We start from the raw sequence: 17,458 nt of genomic DNA, 5'->3' as shown, positions 1-17,458 counted from the left end.
AGTGAGGCCCCGGCCCGCAACCCCTCACACCTGGCGAGCGGTCAATCCATACCGTCTAGGCTGGTCGCGTGACCCACTTCGATGTCCTCGTCCTTGGTGCTGGCCCCGGGGGCTACGTCGCCGCAATCCGCGCGTCGCAGCTCGGCAAGACCGTTGCTGTCATCGAGAAGAAGTACTGGGGCGGTGTGTGCCTCAACGTCGGCTGCATCCCGTCCAAGGCGCTGCTCAAGAACGCCGAGCTCGCCCACACGCTGACCCACGACAAGGCCAAGTACGGCATCGAGGGTGACGCGACGATGTCCTACGGACCGACCCACGCGCGCTCCCGCCAGGTGAGCGCCGGGATCGTCAAGGGCGTCCACTTCCTGATGAAGAAGAACAAGATCACCGAGATCGACGGCTGGGGCACGCTCACCGGCCCGAAGGCGGTCTCGGTGGCGCTCAACGACGGCTCGACCGCGGAGTACACCTGCGACAACCTCATCATCGCCACCGGCGCGACCGTGCGTTCGGTCCCTGGCGTCGAGGTCAACGGCAAGAACATCGTCACCTACGAGGAGCAGATCCTCGACGAGAACATCCCCTCCTCGATGATCATCGGTGGCTCGGGCGCGATCGGTGTCGAGTTCGCCTACGTGATGAAGAACTTCGGTGTCGACGTGACCATCGTGGAGTTCCTCGACCGAATGGTGCCGACCGAGGACGCCGACGTGTCCAAGGAGCTCGCCCGCCACTACAAGAAGCTCGGCGTGAAGGTGCTGACCTCGACCGCCGTCAAGGGCGTCGAGGACACCGGCTCGGGCGTCAAGGTCCGCATTGCTCCTGCCGCCGGTGGCGAGGAGACGGTCATCGAGGCCGACAAGTTCCTCGCCGCCTTCGGCTTCGCGCCGCGCCTGGAGGGCTACGGCCTGGAGAGCACCGGCGTCGAGCTCACCGAGCGCGGTGCCATCGCGGTCGACGAGTACTGCCGCACCAACGTCGAAGGCGTCTACGCCATCGGCGACGTCACCGCGAAGATGATGCTCGCCCACGTCGCTGACGCCATGGCGATGGTGGCCGCCGAGACGATCGCCGGCGCCGAGACGATGCCGGTCGACTACGACTTCATCCCGCGGGCGACGTACTGCCAGCCGCAGATCGGCTCCTTCGGCTACAGCGAGCAGCAGGCGAAGGACAAGGGGTACGACGTCAAGACGGCCACGTTCCCGTTCTCGGCCAACGGCAAGGCCCAGGGCCTGGGCGAGGGTGTCGGCTTCGTGAAGATCGTCGCCGACGCCGAGTACAACGAGATCCTCGGCGCCCACATGATCGGACCCGACGTGACCGAGATGCTGCCTGCGCTCACCCTGGCCCAGAAGTGGGACCTCACCGCGGACGAGGTCGGTCGCAACGTCTTCGCCCACCCGACGCTCTCCGAGGCGGTCAAGGAGGCGATCCACGGGATCGCCGGCCACATGATCCACCTCTGAGTCGGACCAGACCATGACGCGCGTCGTGATCGTCGGTGGCGGCCCTGGCGGCTACGAGTCTGCGCTGGTCGCGGCCCAACTCGGAGCCGAGGTCGTGGTCGTCGACTCCGACGGCATCGGCGGCTCGGCGGTGCTCACCGACTGCGTGCCCAGCAAGACGCTGATCGCGACCGCCGAGGTGATGACCGACCTCATCGAAGCCGGCGAGCTCGGCATCGAGGTCGACCACCCGACGGTGGACCTGCGTCGGGTCAATGACCGGGTCAAGGCCCTCGCGCAGGCGCAGTCGGCCGACATCGAGGGTCGGCTCGCCCGCGAGGGCGTGACCGTGGTCCACGGTCGCGGTCGTCTGGACGGTCCCGCGAAGGTGATCGCGACGCTCGCCGACGGCTCCGAGCAGTCGTACGACGCCGGCGCGATCCTGATCGCAACGGGAGCCGCGCCGCGCGTACTCCCGACGGCTCAGCCCGACGGTGAGCGGATCCTGACCTGGGAGCAGGTCTACGACCTCGACACCGTTCCGGAGCACATGATCGTCGTCGGGTCGGGCGTCACCGGGGCGGAGTTCGCCAGCGCCTACCAGGCGCTCGGCATCCCGGTCACCCTCGTCTCCTCGCGTGAACGCGTTCTTCCGGGCGAGGACCCCGATGCCGCCCAGGTGCTCGAGGACGTCTCGACGCGACGCGGAATGACCGTGCTCGGCCAGTCCCGGATGCAGTCGGTGACCCGGTCGGGGGACGTCGTCACGGTGACGCTCGCCGATGGTCGTGAGGTCACCGGGTCGCACTGCATCCTGGCGCTCGGCTCGGTCCCGAACACCGCCGGACTCGGCCTGGAGGAAGCGGGCGTGATCCTCGACGAAGGGGGTTTCGTCAAGGTCGACCGGGTCTCGCGGACCGCTGCCCGCGGCGTCTATGCCGCCGGGGACTGCACCGGCGTCTTCATGCTGGCATCCGTTGCGGCCATGCAGGGGCGGATTGCGATGGCCCACTTCCTGGGCGACGCGGTCAAGCCGCTCGACCTCTCCGTGGTCTCCTCGAACGTCTTCACCGCCCCCGAGATCGCGACGGTCGGTGTCACGCAGAAACAGGTCGATGCCGGCGAGGTCCTCGCCGACGTCGTGATGCAACCGCTGGCCACCAATGCCCGCGCGAAGATGCAGGGCATCACCGACGGCTTCGTGAAGTTGTTCGTCGCACCGGGGTCGCGCAACCTGCTCGGCGGCGTGGTCGTCGGGCCGCGGGCCTCGGAGTTGATCCACCCGGTCGCGCTGGCCGTCACGGAGCGGCTCACCGCCGACCAGCTGGCCCACACCTTCACGGTCTACCCGTCGATCAGCGGCTCCATCGCGGAAGCTGCCCGCCGCCTGCACCAGGCGTGAGACCTGCGAGAATGCGGGCATGCGCGTGCACCTCGGCTGCGACCATGCCGGCCTCGAGCTCAAGTCCCACCTGACCGGCTGGCTCGTCGAGCATGGCTACGAGCCGGTCGACCACGGCCCGTTCGTCTACGACGCCGTCGACGACTACCCGGTCTTCTGCCTGCGCGCCGCTGAGGGCGTCGTCGCCGACCGCGACGCCGGGCTCGACAGCCTCGGCGTCGTCATCGGCGGTTCGGGCAACGGCGAACAGATCGCCGCCAACAAGGTCAAGGGCATCCGTGCCGCCCTCGCCTGGTCCGAGGACACGGCGGCGCTGGCCCGCGAACACAACGACGCATGGGTGGTCGCTGTCGGCGGCCGGATGCACACGCTGGACGAGATGACCCGCCTCGTCGAGGTCTTCCTCTCCACCCCGTTCCCCGGCGACGAGCGGCACGTGCGCCGCATCGGCCAGATGGCGTCGTACGAAACCACTGGCGACCTGCCGCCCCTGCCCGAGTCTGCTCTCGGGCTCGGCGATGCCTGAGGGGCACACCCTCCACCGCCTGGCTGATCGCATCACCGAGGTCTTCGGGGGCCACGTCGTGCGGGTGGGGAGCCCGCAGGGCCGGTTCGCCGACGGCGCCGCACGCCTCGACGGCAGCCGGTTGCTCGATGCCGACGCCTGGGGCAAGCAGCTGTTCATCCGGTTCGACGCGGACCGTCTGGTCCGCGTCCACCTCGGTCTCTACGGCACCTTCGAGGTGGACGACACCGCAGCAGACGTACCTCTCCCGGTGGGGCAGGTTCGGCTGAGGCTGATCCGGTCGGCCAGCGGCACCACCCTGCCGGCGTACGCCGACTTGAGGGGTGCCACGACCTGCGCGCTGGTGACCCCCGAGGAGCAGGACGCGGTCCTCGCCCGGATCGGTCCCGACCCGCTGCGCGCGGACGCCGACCCGGACCGGGCATGGGCGCGCATCGGCCGCAGCGCCGCGCCGATCGGCACCCTGCTGATGGACCAGGCGGTGCTGGCCGGCGTCGGGAACGTGTACCGCGCCGAGGTGCTGTTCCGCCACCGGATCCACCCGCTGCGACCCGGGCGAACACTTCGGGTCTCGCAGTGGCGCGCGATCTGGGAGGATCTGGTGGTGCTCATGCAGGAGGGTGTGGTCACCGGACGGATCGACACCGTCCGGGGCGAGCACCTGCCCGAAGCCATGGGCCGTCCGCCGCGGGTCGACGACCACGGCGGAGAGGTCTACGTCTATCGCCGTACCGGGCAGGCCTGTCACATCTGCGGCAGCGCCGTCCGCGCCGACGTCCTCGCCGGTCGCAACCTGTTCTGGTGTGCCCGCTGCCAGCCGGCCTTCCGCTCCCGGGCGGCCCGATGATCAGGGCCGGTCGCCGGTGGGCCATCTCGGACACGGGCATCGCCGTCATCCTGGGCCTGGTGTCGGTCGCCGTCGTCATCGGCATCGCGCGCGACCCGGTCGACGTACCACTGAACGGCGTCTTCATGCCGCTGATCCTGGGCGTCCTGCTGTTGAGCAGCCGGACGCTGCCCTGGTTCGCGGCGTTCGTCCTCGTCACGCTCAGTGTCGGCACCTGGCTGCAGGAGACGTGGACGACGCGCATGTTCACGGCGGTGGTCGTGATGTACGCGCTCACCATCGCGGTGATCGTGGTGGCGCGCCGTCGTAGCCAGCTCGGGGTGGGCCCGACGCGGGGAGAGACGATGCTCGTCGACCTGCGTGACCGGATCCTCGCCCAGGGCGAGATTCCCACCCTTCCCGATGCGTGGCTGGTCCAGTCGGCCCTCTCCTCGGCGGGCGGCTCGCCGTTCGCCGGCGACTTCGTGGTCGCGACGACCAGTGACCACGGCAAGCGGATCGAGCTGGTCGTGGTCGATGTCTCGGGCAAAGGAGAGGCGGCTGGCACGCGCGCGTTGCAACTCTCCGGGGCGATGGGTGGCCTGGTCGGCGCGCTGTCTCCGCGCCAGTTCCTTCCGGCAGCCAACGACTACCTCCTCCAGCGTCACTGGGAGGAAGGGTTCGCGACCGCCATCCACGTGTCCATCGACCTGGAGTCCGGCGCGTTCGAACTGCGTTGCGCGGGACACCCACCGGCCGTCCAGCGCCACGCCGGCTCGGGCCGCTGGCAGGTGCTCCGTGCCGAAGGGCCGGTCCTCGGCATCGTCGACGATGTCGACTACGACTGCTACGCCGGGCGCCTCGACCCGGGCGACAGCCTGCTCCTCTACACCGACGGAATGGTCGAGGAGCCGCGCAAGGACATCGAGCTCGGCATCGACCGGATGATGGGTACGGCCGAGGCGCTGCTCCGTCACACCTGGGACGGTCTGGCGGACCGACTGGTCGACGCCGTGGGTTCACCCGACGACGACCGGGCGCTGCTCGTCGTGCACCGCCGCCCCTGAGCCCCGCTGTCGGGCGCGTCCACGAGGGCGCCTCGGTTGGGGTTGACACCCGGCAATGTGGCACCATGACTACCGCTTGCGGGAGGTCTTCCGCACGCGGGGATGTAGCTCAATGGTAGAGCCTCAGTCTTCCAAACTGATTACGCGGGTTCGATTCCCGTCATCCCCTCGAAGTGCGGCCGAGAAGGGCCACCGACGGGGCGTAGCGTAGTGGCTAGCGCGCCTGCTTTGGGAGCAGGAGACCGCAGGTTCGAGTCCTGTCGCCCCGACTGATTAGTACGACTGATCATCCCGATCGCACCAGCGGGCACCTGCCCGTGCACCACCCACTGACCAAGTAGGAGAACACCTGTGAAGAGCGCCGTCGAGACCTTGAGCCCGACCCGGGCCAAGCTGACCGTCGAGGTGCCCTTCGAGGAGCTCAAGCCGAGCCTCGACGCGGCCTACCAGAAGATCGCCAAGCAGATCAACGTCCCCGGCTTCCGCCGTGGCAAGGTCCCGCCGCAGGTCATCGATCGCCAGGTCGGCCGTGCCGTCGTCCTCGACGAGGCCGTCAACGACGTGCTCCCGAAGGCCTACATGGAGGCTCTCACCGAGAACTCCCTCACCCCTCTGGCGCAGCCGGACATCGAGGTCACGAAGTTCGAGGACAACGAAGGCCTCGAGTTCACCGCCGAGGTCGACGTCAAGCCCGAGATCACCCTCCCGGCGTACGACGGCCTGTCGGCCAAGGTCGACGACCTGGCTGTTTCCGACGACGACGTCACCGAGCAGGTCGACGCGCTGCGTGAGCGCTTCGCGACCCTGATCGACGTCGAGCGCCCCGCCAAGTCGGGCGACTTCGTGGTCATCGACCTCGTGGCCACCCAGGACGGCGAGGTCGTCGAGGGTGCCGAGATCGCTGGCTTCTCGTACAAGGTCGGCAACGGCGGCATGATCGACGGTCTCGACGAGGCCCTCGAGGGTGCGGCCATCGACGAGGAGAAGAACTTCGTCACCCAGCTCGTCAGCGGCGACCTGGTCGGCCAGGACGTCGACGTCAAGGTCAAGGTCACCGGCGTGCAGGAGCAGGAACTCCCCGAGCTCGACGACGACTTCGCACAGGAGGCGTCGGAGTTCGACACGCTCGCCGAGCTGCGCGAGGACGTCCGTGAGCGCCTGACCCGCGGCAAGCGCCTCGAGCAGGCTGCGGCCGCTCGCGACGCCGTCCTCGAGTCGCTCCTCGAGCAGGTCGAGGTCCCGCTGCCCGAGACCATGGTCACCGAGGAGCTCAACGCTCGTCGCGAGAACCTCGAGCAGCAGCTCGTGATGTCGGGCCTCACCCTCGAGAAGTACCTCGAGGAGGAGGGCCAGACCCAGGAGGAGTTCGAGGCTGACCTCGACCGTCGCGTGCGCGACGCCGTGGCCGCCCAGTTCCTGCTCGACGAGATCGCCGACAAGGAAGAGATGGGCGTCGACCAGGCCGAGCTCACGCAGCACATGATCCGTCGTGCGCAGCAGTCCGGCCAGGACCCGCAGGAGTTCGTGAACCACATGTTCGAGCACAACCACGTGCCGGACCTGGTCCAGGAGATCCGCCGCGGCAAGGCGCTGCAGCTGCTCGTCGAGGGCGCGACCGTCACCGACGAGTCGGGCAACCCGGTCGAGCTGAAGAACCTGCGCGGCGACGGCACCATCGGTGAGGACGAGCCCGAGGTCGCCGACCACGTGGTCGTCGACGCCGAGGACGCTGAGGACGCCGTGGACCCCGCTGTCGAGCCCGCCGTGGACCCGACGCAGGCCTGAGCCGCCCGCAGGACGAACGTCACTACCGCCTTCAGTGCACAACTGTGCACTGAAGGCGGTAGTCTTTCTCCATGAAGCAGGAACCGAGCGTCGTCGACGCCCTCGCGCTGGCGGCCTCCGTGGTCGACGACCTCGTCGTCGCGACCGCGCGTGACACGCACACGGCGATCGCCCGGCGTGCCCACCGCGTGGCGCGCGTGGCCGGTCCCGCCGCACTGCCGGTCGAGACCCTGCACCTGGGCATCTCGGCCCTGGTCTACGGAGCGATCGGACTGTCGGCCCGGGGCGCCAGCGCTGGACTCTCCCGGCTGGGCGAAGCGGGCGTCGGACCGGCCCTGGACGATTCGAGCCGCGGCCGCTTCGTGCGCGCCGCCATCAACGGACTGATCGGCGAGGAGCTGACCCGCGACCACCCCCATCTCGCGATCGAGATGGGCGTGCGCCACGAGGGCCGTGACGTCGTACTCACGCCGGACGGGGTGGCTTCGGCGTTCCCTGATGCCACCGGACAGCTCGTCATTTTCCTGCACGGCCTCTGTGAGAACGAGGCCTACTGGAACCACCACCGCGACCGCACCGGAACGACGTACGGCGAGACGGTGGCCCGGCAGGGCTGGACCCCTGTCTACCTGCGCGCCAACACCGGTCTGGCGCTGCGCGAGAACGGCGTCGCGCTCGCCGCGCTGGTCCAGCGCCTCGTCGACGCGTGGCCCACCGAGGTCACCCGCATCGCCCTGGTCGGGCACTCGCTCGGCGGCCTGATCATGCGGGCGTCCTCGGCCGTGGTCGCCGAGGGCAACGCCCCGGCGGCCTGGACCGACCTGGTCAGCGACGTGGTCACCCTGGGGACGCCGCACCTGGGTTCCTGGTTCGCGGTGAGCGCCGACCGGGCCAGTCGAACTCTCGCGCGGGCACCGGAGGTGGCTGCCTTCGGGCGGATCATCGACCGCCAGGCGCCCGGGATCCACGACCTCATCGAGGGGCTCGCCGAGGACGTCCCGCCGCTGCCCCACGCCCGCTACCGACTCGTGTCGGCGACCCTGGCGCGGACGCCGCAGCATCCCCTCTCGCGGGCGATCGGTGACCTGCTGGTGACCCCGCACTCGGCGACGGGTCGCGACAAGCGCAGGGGAACCAACCTGTTTCCCGGCGCCGAGGTGTTGCGTCTGCCGAACACCGACCACTTCGGCCTGCTCAACCACCCCGACGTGCACACCGCTCTCGAGCGCTGGCTGTGCACTCCGAGCATCGCCTGACCTCCGGTGACCCATCTGGGCCAGTCCGGCTGAGCAGCGCTACTCACGACGCAAGACCCCACCGCCGCGAGGCTTGAAACATGAACGAGCCCGTTCCTGGATCCGCTCCGCGCCCCGTGTCGCCGACCCGCCGCGCTGCCGTCGTGACCAGCGTGATCTCGCTCGTCGTTGGTGCTCTCGAGGTGCTTGCCTCCGTCGTCATCTGGTACCTGACCGCCACCGACACGTCCGACAGTCCGTGGTTAGGCCTGGGCTACGTGCTGGCGCTGTTCGTCGGTGTCCCCGGCGGCGTTGCGGCCACGCTCGGAGCCCTCGGCTGGATGTTCGCCGACCGGACGAGCGGGCTTGTCCTGGGAGTGCTGGCGGCCGTGGTGGCGGTCGTACCGTTTCTCCTGGCGATTCCCTGATCACCGCATCGCAACAACCGATGCGGGCCTCAGTTGTTGCGGTCGTCGGGTTCGTTCTTGTCGGTGTTCAGCTCCGGGTCGCCGCTGTGCTGGAGGCGCTTGGCCCAGCAGTCGCCCAGGCCCCAGCCCTCGTCCTGGCACCAGCGCAGGATCGGCCGGCTCGTGGCCTCGGCCTGTCCGCTCAGCGTGACCCAGTAGTTCTGGCTCGACGGTCCGAAACTGCCGACCCAGTCGTTGCTGTAGACCAGCCACGAGTCCGGGTAGCGCGCGCGGTGCTGCAGGTGCAGGGCGAGGATGTCGTCGTAGGAGTCGTAGATCTTCCCGTCGTCGGCCGTGCCCGGCTTCTTGGATGACAACTGTGCCGTCCAGTTGGTGCCGAGCGCGCCGACAGCTGTGGCGTCCTCGTCAGCGATCCGCTGCAGCGCCTCGAGGGCGGTCTCGTCGCGGTCCTCGTCGGTCGACTCGTCCGGGGCGCCGTCGGCGGTCGTCGGGTCGTCGGGGTCGGCGCCGTACGACGGGTCGTTGGGTACCGCGCCCTCGTGGTTCTCGGGACCCGGTTCGCACGGCACCTGAACCACCTTGCCGGTGCCGTCGTCCTCCTGGATCGCCTGGTCGAACCGCGGTTCGGGGACCTGGGTGTTCTCGAACGGGTAGACCAGTTCGAGGTCCTCGCCGTCCTCCGGAATCCAGTACGGCTCCTCGCTGAAGTCGAAGTAACCCGACGCGTAGGCGTAGCCGCCCACCAGGAACGGCACGCTCAGCTGGCTGTGGTTCAGCCACTGGCCGCCGTCGCACGTGGCCTTGACGGTGTAGGTGATGGCCACGCCGCCGTACTTGGTCGTCGACGCGGTCGGGATGAACTCGGGCGGCGCGCCGCAGGCGGTGACGTACGCCGTGCCGTCGTCGTCATCCGTCCGGCCGGAACCCTTCATGGCAGGGAATTCGGTGTATCCGCGGACCTTGTGGAAGCCGATGACGGAGATGCTCGGCCCGGTGCGGTAGACCGTGCTGTTGACGTAGTCCTCGGCATCGTCGGCGCTGCCTGCCAGGTCTTCGACGCTGCGGCTCCAGGTCGTCTCGCCGGTCTTCCGGTCGATCGCCAGGACCTGGTAGGGGTCATTGGTGGACAGCAGGAAGGCATCGCGGGTTTCGGTCAGGCCCTGGTGGATCCCGTCGTAGGTCCACTGGGTCGTGCCATCCGTGGCGTCGAGGGCCGTCACGTCGCCGTCCCCGTTGACCAGCACCTGCTCCCGGTCCTCGGACCAGTAGAACGACGAGTACTCGCGGGCCTCGAGGTCTTCGCGTTCCCACACGACATCGCCGGTCGTGACGTCGTACAGGGTGCCGTTGATGCCGATGGTGCCGTTCACGATGTTCGGACCGCCCCGGGTGGACCAGAGGTCCCCTTCCCGCTCGAGGACGAGTTCGCCGTTCTGGTAAACGCGAACTGGCTCGTCGTAGGTGGCGTTGATGCGCCAAGGGCCTTCGACGTAGTCGTTGTAGTCGAGGAAGTTGCTGCCGATGATCGTGCCGTTGGCCCGGTTCACCTCGACGACGCGGCCGTCCCCGACGCCGAGGTCCGCGATCGAGACGACGAGGCTGCCGCCGTCGACCAGGATTTCGCCGTCGGGCTCGCTCAGACCCCAGTCGGCCGACCCCGGGACCGGGGTGTTCCAGTGCTCGTCGAGGGTCAGGGGATCGAGCGCGGCGACGGTCACCCCGTCGCCGTACCCGTCGCCATCGATGTCCGAGCCGGCGCCCACGACGTACAGCACGCCGTTGATGATCACGGGGTCGAGCCCGAACAGGGGCTCCAGACGCGAGGAGCCGGTGACGCGCCCGGTGTGCGGATCCAGCATGCGGAGTTCGTCGTCGTCGCGACAGAGCAGGTGCTGGTCGTCGGGAGTCCAGCAGGTCGTCCCGACCTTGCTGCCGGCCTCGTGCCAGCGTACGGAGCCGTCCGGCGCCAGGGCCACGAGTTCCTGGTCCTCGCCGTCGCCGCTGATGACCGAGGTCACGAGCGTGTCGCCGACTGCGAGGGCCGTTGGGAGGAACTGTTCGTCCGTACTCCAGGGGTAGATCGGCTGGAAGCGTCCGCCGTCGACCACGTCATCGGCCTCGAAGTCCCAGACCCGGCCGGGTTCGCCGAGCACGGACACGCCGTTGTCGATGGACGCGGGCATCACGTTGAGGCCGCCCGCGCGATCCGCGCTCGGGCCGCCGTCATCGCCACGGTTGAGCAGCCAGACGGTCAGACCGCCCGAGACGATCGCGAGGACCAGGACCACGACCCCGACGCCGACCAGCAGGGCGGTACGACGACGCGGGCTCGTGGGTGCCGTTGCGGGCAGGAAGGCGGGCGGCGGGGCAGGCGGGGGAGGGGGCGGCGGCGGCGGGAGGAAGGCTGCCTGGGTCACGGGTGCTGCGTTGGGTGCGCCGCAACTGGTGCAGAACCGGTCAGTCGGCGGCAGATCGACGCCACAGTCACCACAGAACCGGGCAGACAAGGGACCTCCAGGGTGCGGCGGTGGGCGCGACCGACCCGGACAGTCACCGACACAACGTCATGACTTCGGCGGAAGTTATTGCCAAGATGGCCTCCATGACGACCGGAGAGGCAGCCCGCGAGCTTCACGCCGAGGCGCTGATCGATGCGACCGCTGACCAGGTGTGGGCGCTGCTCACCGATTTCAAGCAGATGGCGCAGTGGAGTCCCGAGACGATCTCGATGATTCCGCTCAAGCGCGGCGGGCTTCGCCCCGGCCAGTGGTACCTCGGCATCAACCGGCGCAAGGCCGTCGTCTGGCCCACACGTTCGGTCGTGGCCGCCCTGGATCCGGGCCGGCGGCTGGTCTGGGACACCAAGTCCAGTGGGGCGCAATGGGTCTGGGAGCTGGCGGCCGAGGGCGAGGCGACCCGCGTGGTCCACCGCCGGCCGGTGCCCTCGGGCAACACACTGATGAGCAAGGTGTTCGCATCGGCGTTCCTCGGTGGCGGTGTCGAACACGCCGATGAGCTCGAGGCGGGGATGGCCACCACGGTGGCGGGGCTGAAGGCCGCAGCCGAGCGCTAAATCTGCTGTCGGCGAACAGGGGGTGTTATCGCGTGGTTCTGTCCCCCGGGGAGGCTAGTGTCACCGTCGTGACTCAGTTTCCCGGTGGCCCCGAGCGAGGCCCTCAGATGAACGGCGCGGCGGGGATCAGCTTCCTCGACGACAACATCTACAGCCGGTTGCTCCGCGAGCGGATCGTGTTCCTCGGTTCCGAGGTGCGCGACCAGAACGCCAACGCGATCTGCGCCCAGCTGCTGCTGCTGTCGGCAGAGGATCCCGAAGCCGACATCTTCCTGCACATCAACAGCCCCGGTGGCTCCGTGGACGCCGGCATGGCGATCTACGACACGATGAACTACATCCCCAACGACGTCGCCACGGTCGGCATGGGCCTGGCTGCCTCGATGGGCCAGTTCCTGCTCTGCGCCGGCGCCAAGGGCAAGCGGTACGCGCTGCCCCACGCGCGGATCATGATGCACCAGCCGTCCTCCGGCATGGGCGGATCCGCCTCGGACATCAAGATCCAGGCGCAGCAGTCGCTGCACATCAAGAAGGTGCTCCTCGACCTCATCGCCGAGCACACCGGGCAGACCGTCGAGCAGGTCACCAACGACGCCGACCGTGACCGCTGGTTCACGGCCGCCGAGGCGCAGGAGTACGGCCTGGTCGACAAGGTGGTCAAGAGCGCCCGGGAAGCCGTCGACGAGGGCCGTCCGGCCCACAAGAAGGACTGAGCTGATGAACTACTACATCCCCCAGTGGGAAGAGCGCACCTCCTACGGGTTCCGGCGCATCGACCCCTACGGCAAGTTGTTCGAGGACCGGATCATCTACCTCGGCTCGCCGATCTCCGATGACGTCGCGAACGCCGTCATCGCCCAGTTGCTGTGCCTGCAGTCGATGAACCCCGACCAGGACATCAGCATCTACATCAACAGCCCCGGTGGTTCCTTCACCGCGCTGACGGCGATCTACGACACGATCCAGTTCATCAAGCCCGATGTGCAGACCGTGTGCATCGGCCAGGCGGCCTCGGCGGCGGCGATCCTGCTCGCTTCGGGTGCCAAGGGCAAGCGCCTGGCGCTGCCCAACAGCCGGATCCTGATCCACCAGCCCTACACCGAGGGCACGTTCGGCCAGACCTCGGACATCGAGATCCAGGCCAACGAGATCCTCCGGATGCGGGAACTTCTGGAGAAAATGATCAGCGACCACTCGAACCGGTCGATGGAAGAGGTGAGCCGCGACATCGAGCGCGACAAGATCCTCACCGCTCAGGGTGCGATCGAGTACGGCTTGATCGACTCCATTCTTGAGTCCCTCAAGACCCCCGTACTCGTCTGATTTCACGCTTGATCTTGAAGGACCCGATGACCTCCTCGACGTACACCTGGTGTCACGCCCCCTCCGGGGCGCGACAGGGAGTACCGTCGGGGAGTTCACATCTGAGGAGGACCCGTGGCACGCATCGGTGACGGTGGCGACCTGCTGAAGTGCTCGTTTTGTGGCAAGAGCCAAAAGCAGGTCAAGAAGCTCATCGCTGGTCCGGGTGTCTACATCTGTGACGAGTGCATCGACCTGTGCAACGAGATCATCGAAGAGGAGCTCGCCGAGGGCTCCGAGGTCGAGCTCGCTGACCTGCCGAAGCCCAAGGAGATCTTCGAGTTCCTGAACTCGTATGTCATCGGGCAGGAGCAGGCCAAGAAGTCCCTCGCGGTGGCGGTCTACAACCACTACAAGCGGGTCCAGGCGGGCGTCTCGCCCGGCGTCGGCCCCGGTGGGTCGGGCAAGCACAAGGACGAGGTCGTCGAGGTCTCGAAGTCCAACATCCTCGTGATCGGCCCGACCGGTTGCGGCAAGACCTACCTCGCCCAGACGCTGGCCCGGATGCTCAACGTCCCGTTCGCGATCGCGGACGCCACGGCACTGACCGAAGCCGGCTATGTCGGCGAGGACGTCGAGAACATCCTGCTCAAGCTGATCCAGGCTGCTGACTACGACGTCAAGAAGGCCGAGACCGGCATCATCTACATCGATGAGATCGACAAGGTCGCCCGCAAGGCCGAGAACCCGTCGATCACCCGCGACGTCTCCGGTGAAGGCGTGCAGCAGGCGCTGCTGAAGATCATCGAGGGCACCACCGCCTCGGTGCCTCCGCAGGGCGGCCGCAAGCACCCGCACCAGGAGTTCATCCAGATCGACACCACGAACATCCTGTTCGTTGTCGGCGGTGCCTTCGCCGGGCTCGAGCACATCATTGAGCAGCGCGTCGGCAAGAAGTCACTGGGCTTCACGGCCGAGCCGCGTGGCGAGGCCGAGCGTGCTGCGGACGACCTGCTGAGCAAGGTGCGTCCCGAGGACCTCACCAAGTTCGGCCTGATCCCGGAGTTCATCGGTCGACTGCCCCTGATCGCGAGCGTCAGCCCGCTCGACCAGGCGGCGCTCGTGCAGATCCTCACCGAGCCGCGCAACGCGCTGACGAAGCAGTACAAGAAGCTCTTCGACCTCGACGGTGTCGAGTTGGAGTTCTCCGACGACGCCATCCAGGGCATCGCCGACAAGGCTCTCGAGCGGGGCACCGGTGCTCGTGGGCTGCGCGCCATCATCGAGGAGGTCCTCCTCCACGTGATGTACGACGTCCCGAGCCGTGGCGACGTGGAGAAGGTCATCATCACCCGCGACGTCGTCGACAACGACGTGGCGCCGACGCTGATCCTGCGCGAGGCGAAGCCCAAGAAGAAGTCCGCCTGACCTGTTCTGCTTGACCGCTGGTCAGCAGTGGTCGGTGACGTACTTCGCGAGCGCCTGCTCGCCGACGGGGTCGGTCTCGTTGCCGTCGGCCAGGTCGAGCAGGTAGCGGCGCGCCTCGAAGGGCAGGTCCCGGGGCGTCCCGTGATGCACGATCAGGTCGTCGATCCCGCTCTCCCGGAACTGGGTCCCGGTCATGTCCTCGCAGAACTGCGCCTGATCGGCATCCGAGGGCCACTCGGTGGCGCGGCAGCCGGTGGCGGCGACGAGCACCACCGCCACCGCGGCCACGAACCGGACCAGCATCACTCAGCCGGTGCCGCAGGAGCTTCTTCGACCTCGGCGATCTCCGCGGAGACCTTGATCTCGGTGGCGGACTCGTCGACGGTGAAGACCAGGTCGCCGATGATCTTGCCGGCGGCGATCAGGTCGCGCTGGGCGAGCTCGGCGGCACGGACCGCCTTCTCGGGGCCGGTGACCTCGACGCGGGACAGCGGCGTCTTCATGGTGACCTTGGCCTGCGACTTGGCGCCACGGATGCCCCCCAGCGCAGCGGCGACCGAGTCGATGATCGACCCGTCGGACGCGGCCGGCGAACCGAGCTCGTTGACCGTCGGCCACGGGGCGCGGTGCACCGAACCCTCCTGCCACCACGACCACACCTCTTCGGTGACGTAGGGCAGGAACGGGGCGAGCAGCCGGAGCTGGACCTGGAGGGCGAACGCGAGGGTGGCGCGGGCCGAGTCGGAGGCGTCCCCCGCTTCGGCGTACGCGCGCTCCTTCACCAGCTCGAGGTAGTCGTCGCAGAACTCCCAGAAGAACTTCTCGCTGACTTCGAGGGCCGTCGTGTAGTCGTAGGCCTCGAACGCTTCGGTGGCCTTGCGGACCACGCCGCCGAGGCGACCCAGCAGCGCGGTGTCGACCGGCTCGCTGACGCGGGCGGCGCTGAACTCGGTCGCGCCGACGCTGCCGAGCACGAACTTCGAGGCGTTCAGGACCTTCATCGCCAGTCGGCGACCGACCTTCATCTGGGTCTCGTCGAAGGGCGAGTCCAGACCGGGGCGGGCGATGGCGGCACGCCAGCGAACGGCGTCGGCGCCGTACTTCTGGAGGATCTCGTCCGGGACGACGACATTGCCCTTGGACTTCGACATCTTCTTGCGGTCGGGGTCGACGATGAAGCCGGAGATCATCGCGTGCGTCCACGGCGCGGCGCCGTTCTCGAGCTGCGCACGGACGACGCGGGAGAACAGCCAGGTGCGGATGATGTCGTGCGCGTGGGTGCACAGGTCCATCGGGAAGACGCGCGACCACAGGTCGGGGTCGGTCTCCCAGCCGCCGGCGATGTGCGGCGTCAGTGACGAGGTCGCCCAGGTGTCCATCACGTCGGGGTCGCCGATGAAGCCGCCGGGCTTGCCGCGCTGCTCTTCGGCGTAGCCGGTGGGCGCCTGCGTCGACGGGTCGATCGGCAACTCGGCCTCGGTGGGCAGCAGCAGGCGTGCGTAGTCGGGCTCGCCCTCGTTGTCGAGCGGGTACCAGACCGGGAACGGGATCCCGAAGAAGCGCTGCCGCGAGATCAGCCAGTCGCCGTTGAGGCCACCGACCCAGTTGTCGAAGCGGTGCTTCATGTGCTGCGGCAGCCACTCGATCTCGGCGCCACGGGCCAGCATCTGGTCGCGGACGTCGGCATCGCGGCCACCGTTGCGGAGGTACCACTGACGGGTGGAGACGATCTCGAGGGGCTTGTCGCCCTTCTCGTAGAAGTTCGCCATCCGCTGCGTCGGCTTGGGCTCGCCGTCGAGGTCACCGGACTCGCGGAGCTTCGCGACGACGGCCTCGCGGGCCGAGTGGACCGTCTTGCCCATCAGGTCTTCGTACGCCGCCGAGGCCTGCTCGCTCGAGAGCCATTCCGGCGTCTCGCGGGTGAAGCGGCCGTCGCGGCCGATCACGGTGCGGACCGGCAACTGCAGCTCGCGCCACCACGTGACGTCGGTGAGGTCACCGAAGGTGCAGCACATCGCGATGCCGGCGCCCTTGTCCTTCTCGGCGCCCGCGTGGGCCAGGACGGGGATCTCGACGCCGAAGACCGGAGAGGTGACCGTCGTACCGAAGAGGTGCTGGTAGCGCTCGTCGTCGGGGTGGGCGATCAGGGCCACGGCCGAGGGGATCAGCTCGGGACGCGTGGTCTCGATGTGCACCGGGGTGCCATCAGGCTTGTGGAAGGCGACGCGGTGGAAGGCACCGGCGTAGTCGCGGGCCTCCAGTTCGGCCTGCGCGACCGCGGTCTGGAAGGTGACGTCCCAGAGGGTCGGCGCCTCCTGGAGGTAGGCCTCGCCGCGGCCCAGGTTGCGCAGGAACGCGCGCTGGCTGACGGTCTGCGCCTTCGCGCCGATCGTCGTGTAGGTGATGTTCCAGTCGACGCTCAGGCCGAGGGTGCGCCACAGCGTCTCGAAGACCTTCTCGTCCTGCTCGACGAGCTGCTCGCACAGGGCGATGAAGTTCGGGCGGCTGATCGGGATCTGGCGCTTGGGGTCCGGCTTCTCCGGCGGCGTGAAGTCCGCGTCATAGGGCAGCGAGGGGTCGCAACGGACGCCGAAGTAGTTCTGCACGCGGCGCTCGGTGGGCAGGCCGTTGTCGTCCCAACCCATCGGGTAGAAGACCGACTTGCCCTGCATCCGCTGGAAACGGGCGATCAGGTCGGTGTGCGTGTACGAGAAGACGTGACCCACGTGCAGGCTGCCGCTGACGGTCGGCGGCGGCGTGTCAATGGCGTAGACGTTCTCCCGCGGCTGGGTCCGGTCGAAGGCAAAGGTGTTGTCCGCCTTCCACCGGTCGGACCACTTCTGCTCGAGTCCTTCCAGCGCCGGGCGGTCCGGTACGGCGATGGGGTCCGCGGCCTGCGTGCTGTCGAGCTCGGTCATGATCAGGAATCCTAGTTCGG

General features: G+C 68.4%; 15 protein-coding genes and 2 tRNA genes. 14 read left to right on the top strand and 3 right to left on the bottom strand.

The annotated features are described in order from the left end of the window. The first annotated feature begins 68 nt into the window (after positions 1 to 68). The 10 genes from lpdA (at position 69) to HRC28_RS21345 (ending at position 8,717) form a co-directional block, all read left to right on the top strand. Positions 69 to 1,469 carry a dihydrolipoyl dehydrogenase gene (gene lpdA, locus HRC28_RS21390; RefSeq protein WP_182377389.1) on the top strand — a complete coding sequence of 467 codons (1,401 nt, stop codon included), beginning with the start codon at positions 69 to 71 and terminating at the stop codon, positions 1,467 to 1,469. Positions 1,470 to 1,482: 13 nt separating this feature from the next. Further along, positions 1,483 to 2,850: an NAD(P)H-quinone dehydrogenase gene (locus tag HRC28_RS21385; protein ID WP_182377388.1), complete on the top strand. Its 1,368-nt coding sequence runs from the start codon at positions 1,483 to 1,485 to the stop codon at positions 2,848 to 2,850. A 19-nt stretch (positions 2,851 to 2,869) separates the two neighbouring features. After that, positions 2,870 to 3,376, top strand: a complete 507-nt coding sequence (locus tag HRC28_RS21380) for a ribose-5-phosphate isomerase (RefSeq protein WP_182377387.1) — start codon at positions 2,870 to 2,872, stop codon at positions 3,374 to 3,376. Further along, positions 3,369 to 4,223, top strand: a complete 855-nt coding sequence (locus HRC28_RS21375) for an Fpg/Nei family DNA glycosylase (RefSeq protein WP_182377386.1) — start codon at positions 3,369 to 3,371, stop codon at positions 4,221 to 4,223. The genes HRC28_RS21380 and HRC28_RS21375 overlap by 8 nt, the downstream gene beginning before the upstream one ends. Then, positions 4,178 to 5,269 (top strand): PP2C family protein-serine/threonine phosphatase, encoded by a 1,092-nt coding sequence (locus tag HRC28_RS21370; RefSeq protein ID WP_182377385.1) that lies wholly within the window; start codon positions 4,178 to 4,180, stop codon positions 5,267 to 5,269. The genes HRC28_RS21375 and HRC28_RS21370 overlap by 46 nt, the downstream gene beginning before the upstream one ends. Positions 5,270 to 5,367: 98 nt before the next feature. Continuing rightward, a tRNA-Gly gene (locus tag HRC28_RS21365) sits at positions 5,368 to 5,438 on the top strand. 27 nt (positions 5,439 to 5,465) lie between these two features. Then, a tRNA-Pro gene (locus HRC28_RS21360) sits at positions 5,466 to 5,538 on the top strand. Between the two features lie 82 nt (positions 5,539 to 5,620). After that, positions 5,621 to 7,054, top strand: a complete 1,434-nt coding sequence (gene tig, locus HRC28_RS21355) for a trigger factor (RefSeq protein ID WP_182377384.1) — start codon at positions 5,621 to 5,623, stop codon at positions 7,052 to 7,054. Between the two features lie 71 nt (positions 7,055 to 7,125). Further along, positions 7,126 to 8,310, top strand: coding sequence for a hypothetical protein (locus HRC28_RS21350; protein ID WP_182377383.1), 1,185 nt, complete (start codon positions 7,126 to 7,128; stop codon positions 8,308 to 8,310). Positions 8,311 to 8,390: 80 nt separating this feature from the next. Continuing rightward, positions 8,391 to 8,717, top strand: coding sequence for a hypothetical protein (locus tag HRC28_RS21345; protein WP_182377382.1), 327 nt, complete (start codon positions 8,391 to 8,393; stop codon positions 8,715 to 8,717). Between the two features lie 29 nt (positions 8,718 to 8,746). On the opposite strand, the gene HRC28_RS21340 is transcribed toward HRC28_RS21345, so the two are convergent. Further along, positions 8,747 to 11,134 (bottom strand): PQQ-binding-like beta-propeller repeat protein, encoded by a 2,388-nt coding sequence (locus tag HRC28_RS21340; protein ID WP_182377381.1) that lies wholly within the window; start codon positions 11,132 to 11,134, stop codon positions 8,747 to 8,749. A gap of 185 nt (positions 11,135 to 11,319) precedes the next feature. Here HRC28_RS21340 and HRC28_RS21335 point away from each other — a divergent pair, with 185 nt between their 5' ends. From HRC28_RS21335 to clpX, 4 genes are all read left to right on the top strand, one after another. Continuing rightward, a complete protein-coding gene (locus HRC28_RS21335; protein ID WP_182377380.1) occupies positions 11,320 to 11,790 on the top strand; it encodes an SRPBCC family protein in 471 nt (156 codons plus the stop codon). Between the two features lie 107 nt (positions 11,791 to 11,897). Continuing rightward, positions 11,898 to 12,503 carry an ATP-dependent Clp protease proteolytic subunit gene (locus HRC28_RS21330; RefSeq protein WP_182380865.1) on the top strand — a complete coding sequence of 202 codons (606 nt, stop codon included), beginning with the start codon at positions 11,898 to 11,900 and terminating at the stop codon, positions 12,501 to 12,503. Positions 12,504 to 12,507: 4 nt separating this feature from the next. Then, positions 12,508 to 13,113 carry an ATP-dependent Clp protease proteolytic subunit gene (locus HRC28_RS21325; protein ID WP_056713496.1) on the top strand — a complete coding sequence of 202 codons (606 nt, stop codon included), beginning with the start codon at positions 12,508 to 12,510 and terminating at the stop codon, positions 13,111 to 13,113. Positions 13,114 to 13,227: 114 nt separating this feature from the next. Continuing rightward, complete coding sequence (gene clpX / locus HRC28_RS21320) at positions 13,228 to 14,520, top strand: ATP-dependent Clp protease ATP-binding subunit ClpX (RefSeq protein WP_182377379.1); 1,293 nt, start codon at positions 13,228 to 13,230, stop codon at positions 14,518 to 14,520. 21 nt (positions 14,521 to 14,541) lie between these two features. Here clpX and HRC28_RS21315 read toward each other — a convergent pair whose 3' ends face one another. Together HRC28_RS21315 and valS are read right to left on the bottom strand one after the other, a co-directional pair. After that, complete coding sequence (locus tag HRC28_RS21315; protein ID WP_182377378.1) at positions 14,542 to 14,823, bottom strand: hypothetical protein; 282 nt, start codon at positions 14,821 to 14,823, stop codon at positions 14,542 to 14,544. After that, positions 14,823 to 17,438, bottom strand: a complete 2,616-nt coding sequence (valS, locus tag HRC28_RS21310; protein WP_182377377.1) for a valine--tRNA ligase — start codon at positions 17,436 to 17,438, stop codon at positions 14,823 to 14,825. Before valS ends, HRC28_RS21315 begins: the two co-directional genes overlap by 1 nt. Positions 17,439 to 17,458: the final 20 nt, after the last annotated feature.

This window comes from Nocardioides sp. WS12 (genome assembly GCF_014108865.1).
Classification (GTDB): Bacteria; Actinomycetota; Actinomycetes; order Propionibacteriales; family Nocardioidaceae; genus Nocardioides.
The sequence above is the reverse complement of the archived record's forward strand: the minus strand, read 5'-3'. Positions and strand labels throughout refer to the sequence as shown.

Excerpts from the sequence above, each read along its gene's own strand:
- HRC28_RS21335 (WP_182377380.1), top strand. The coding sequence starts at position 11,320 with ATGACGACCGGAGAGGCAGCCCGCGAGCTTCACGCCGAGGCGCTGATC.
- HRC28_RS21345 (WP_182377382.1), top strand. The coding sequence starts at position 8,391 with ATGAACGAGCCCGTTCCTGGATCCGCTCCGCGCCCCGTGTCGCCGACC.
- HRC28_RS21375 (WP_182377386.1), top strand. The coding sequence starts at position 3,369 with ATGCCTGAGGGGCACACCCTCCACCGCCTGGCTGATCGCATCACCGAG.
- HRC28_RS21385 (WP_182377388.1), top strand. The coding sequence starts at position 1,483 with ATGACGCGCGTCGTGATCGTCGGTGGCGGCCCTGGCGGCTACGAGTCT.
- HRC28_RS21350 (WP_182377383.1), top strand. The coding sequence starts at position 7,126 with ATGAAGCAGGAACCGAGCGTCGTCGACGCCCTCGCGCTGGCGGCCTCC.
- valS (WP_182377377.1), bottom strand. The coding sequence starts at position 17,438 with ATGACCGAGCTCGACAGCACGCAGGCCGCGGACCCCATCGCCGTACCG.
- HRC28_RS21380 (WP_182377387.1), top strand. The coding sequence starts at position 2,870 with ATGCGCGTGCACCTCGGCTGCGACCATGCCGGCCTCGAGCTCAAGTCC.
- HRC28_RS21315 (WP_182377378.1), bottom strand. The coding sequence starts at position 14,823 with ATGCTGGTCCGGTTCGTGGCCGCGGTGGCGGTGGTGCTCGTCGCCGCC.
- HRC28_RS21330 (WP_182380865.1), top strand. The coding sequence starts at position 11,898 with ATGAACGGCGCGGCGGGGATCAGCTTCCTCGACGACAACATCTACAGC.
- HRC28_RS21325 (WP_056713496.1), top strand. The coding sequence starts at position 12,508 with ATGAACTACTACATCCCCCAGTGGGAAGAGCGCACCTCCTACGGGTTC.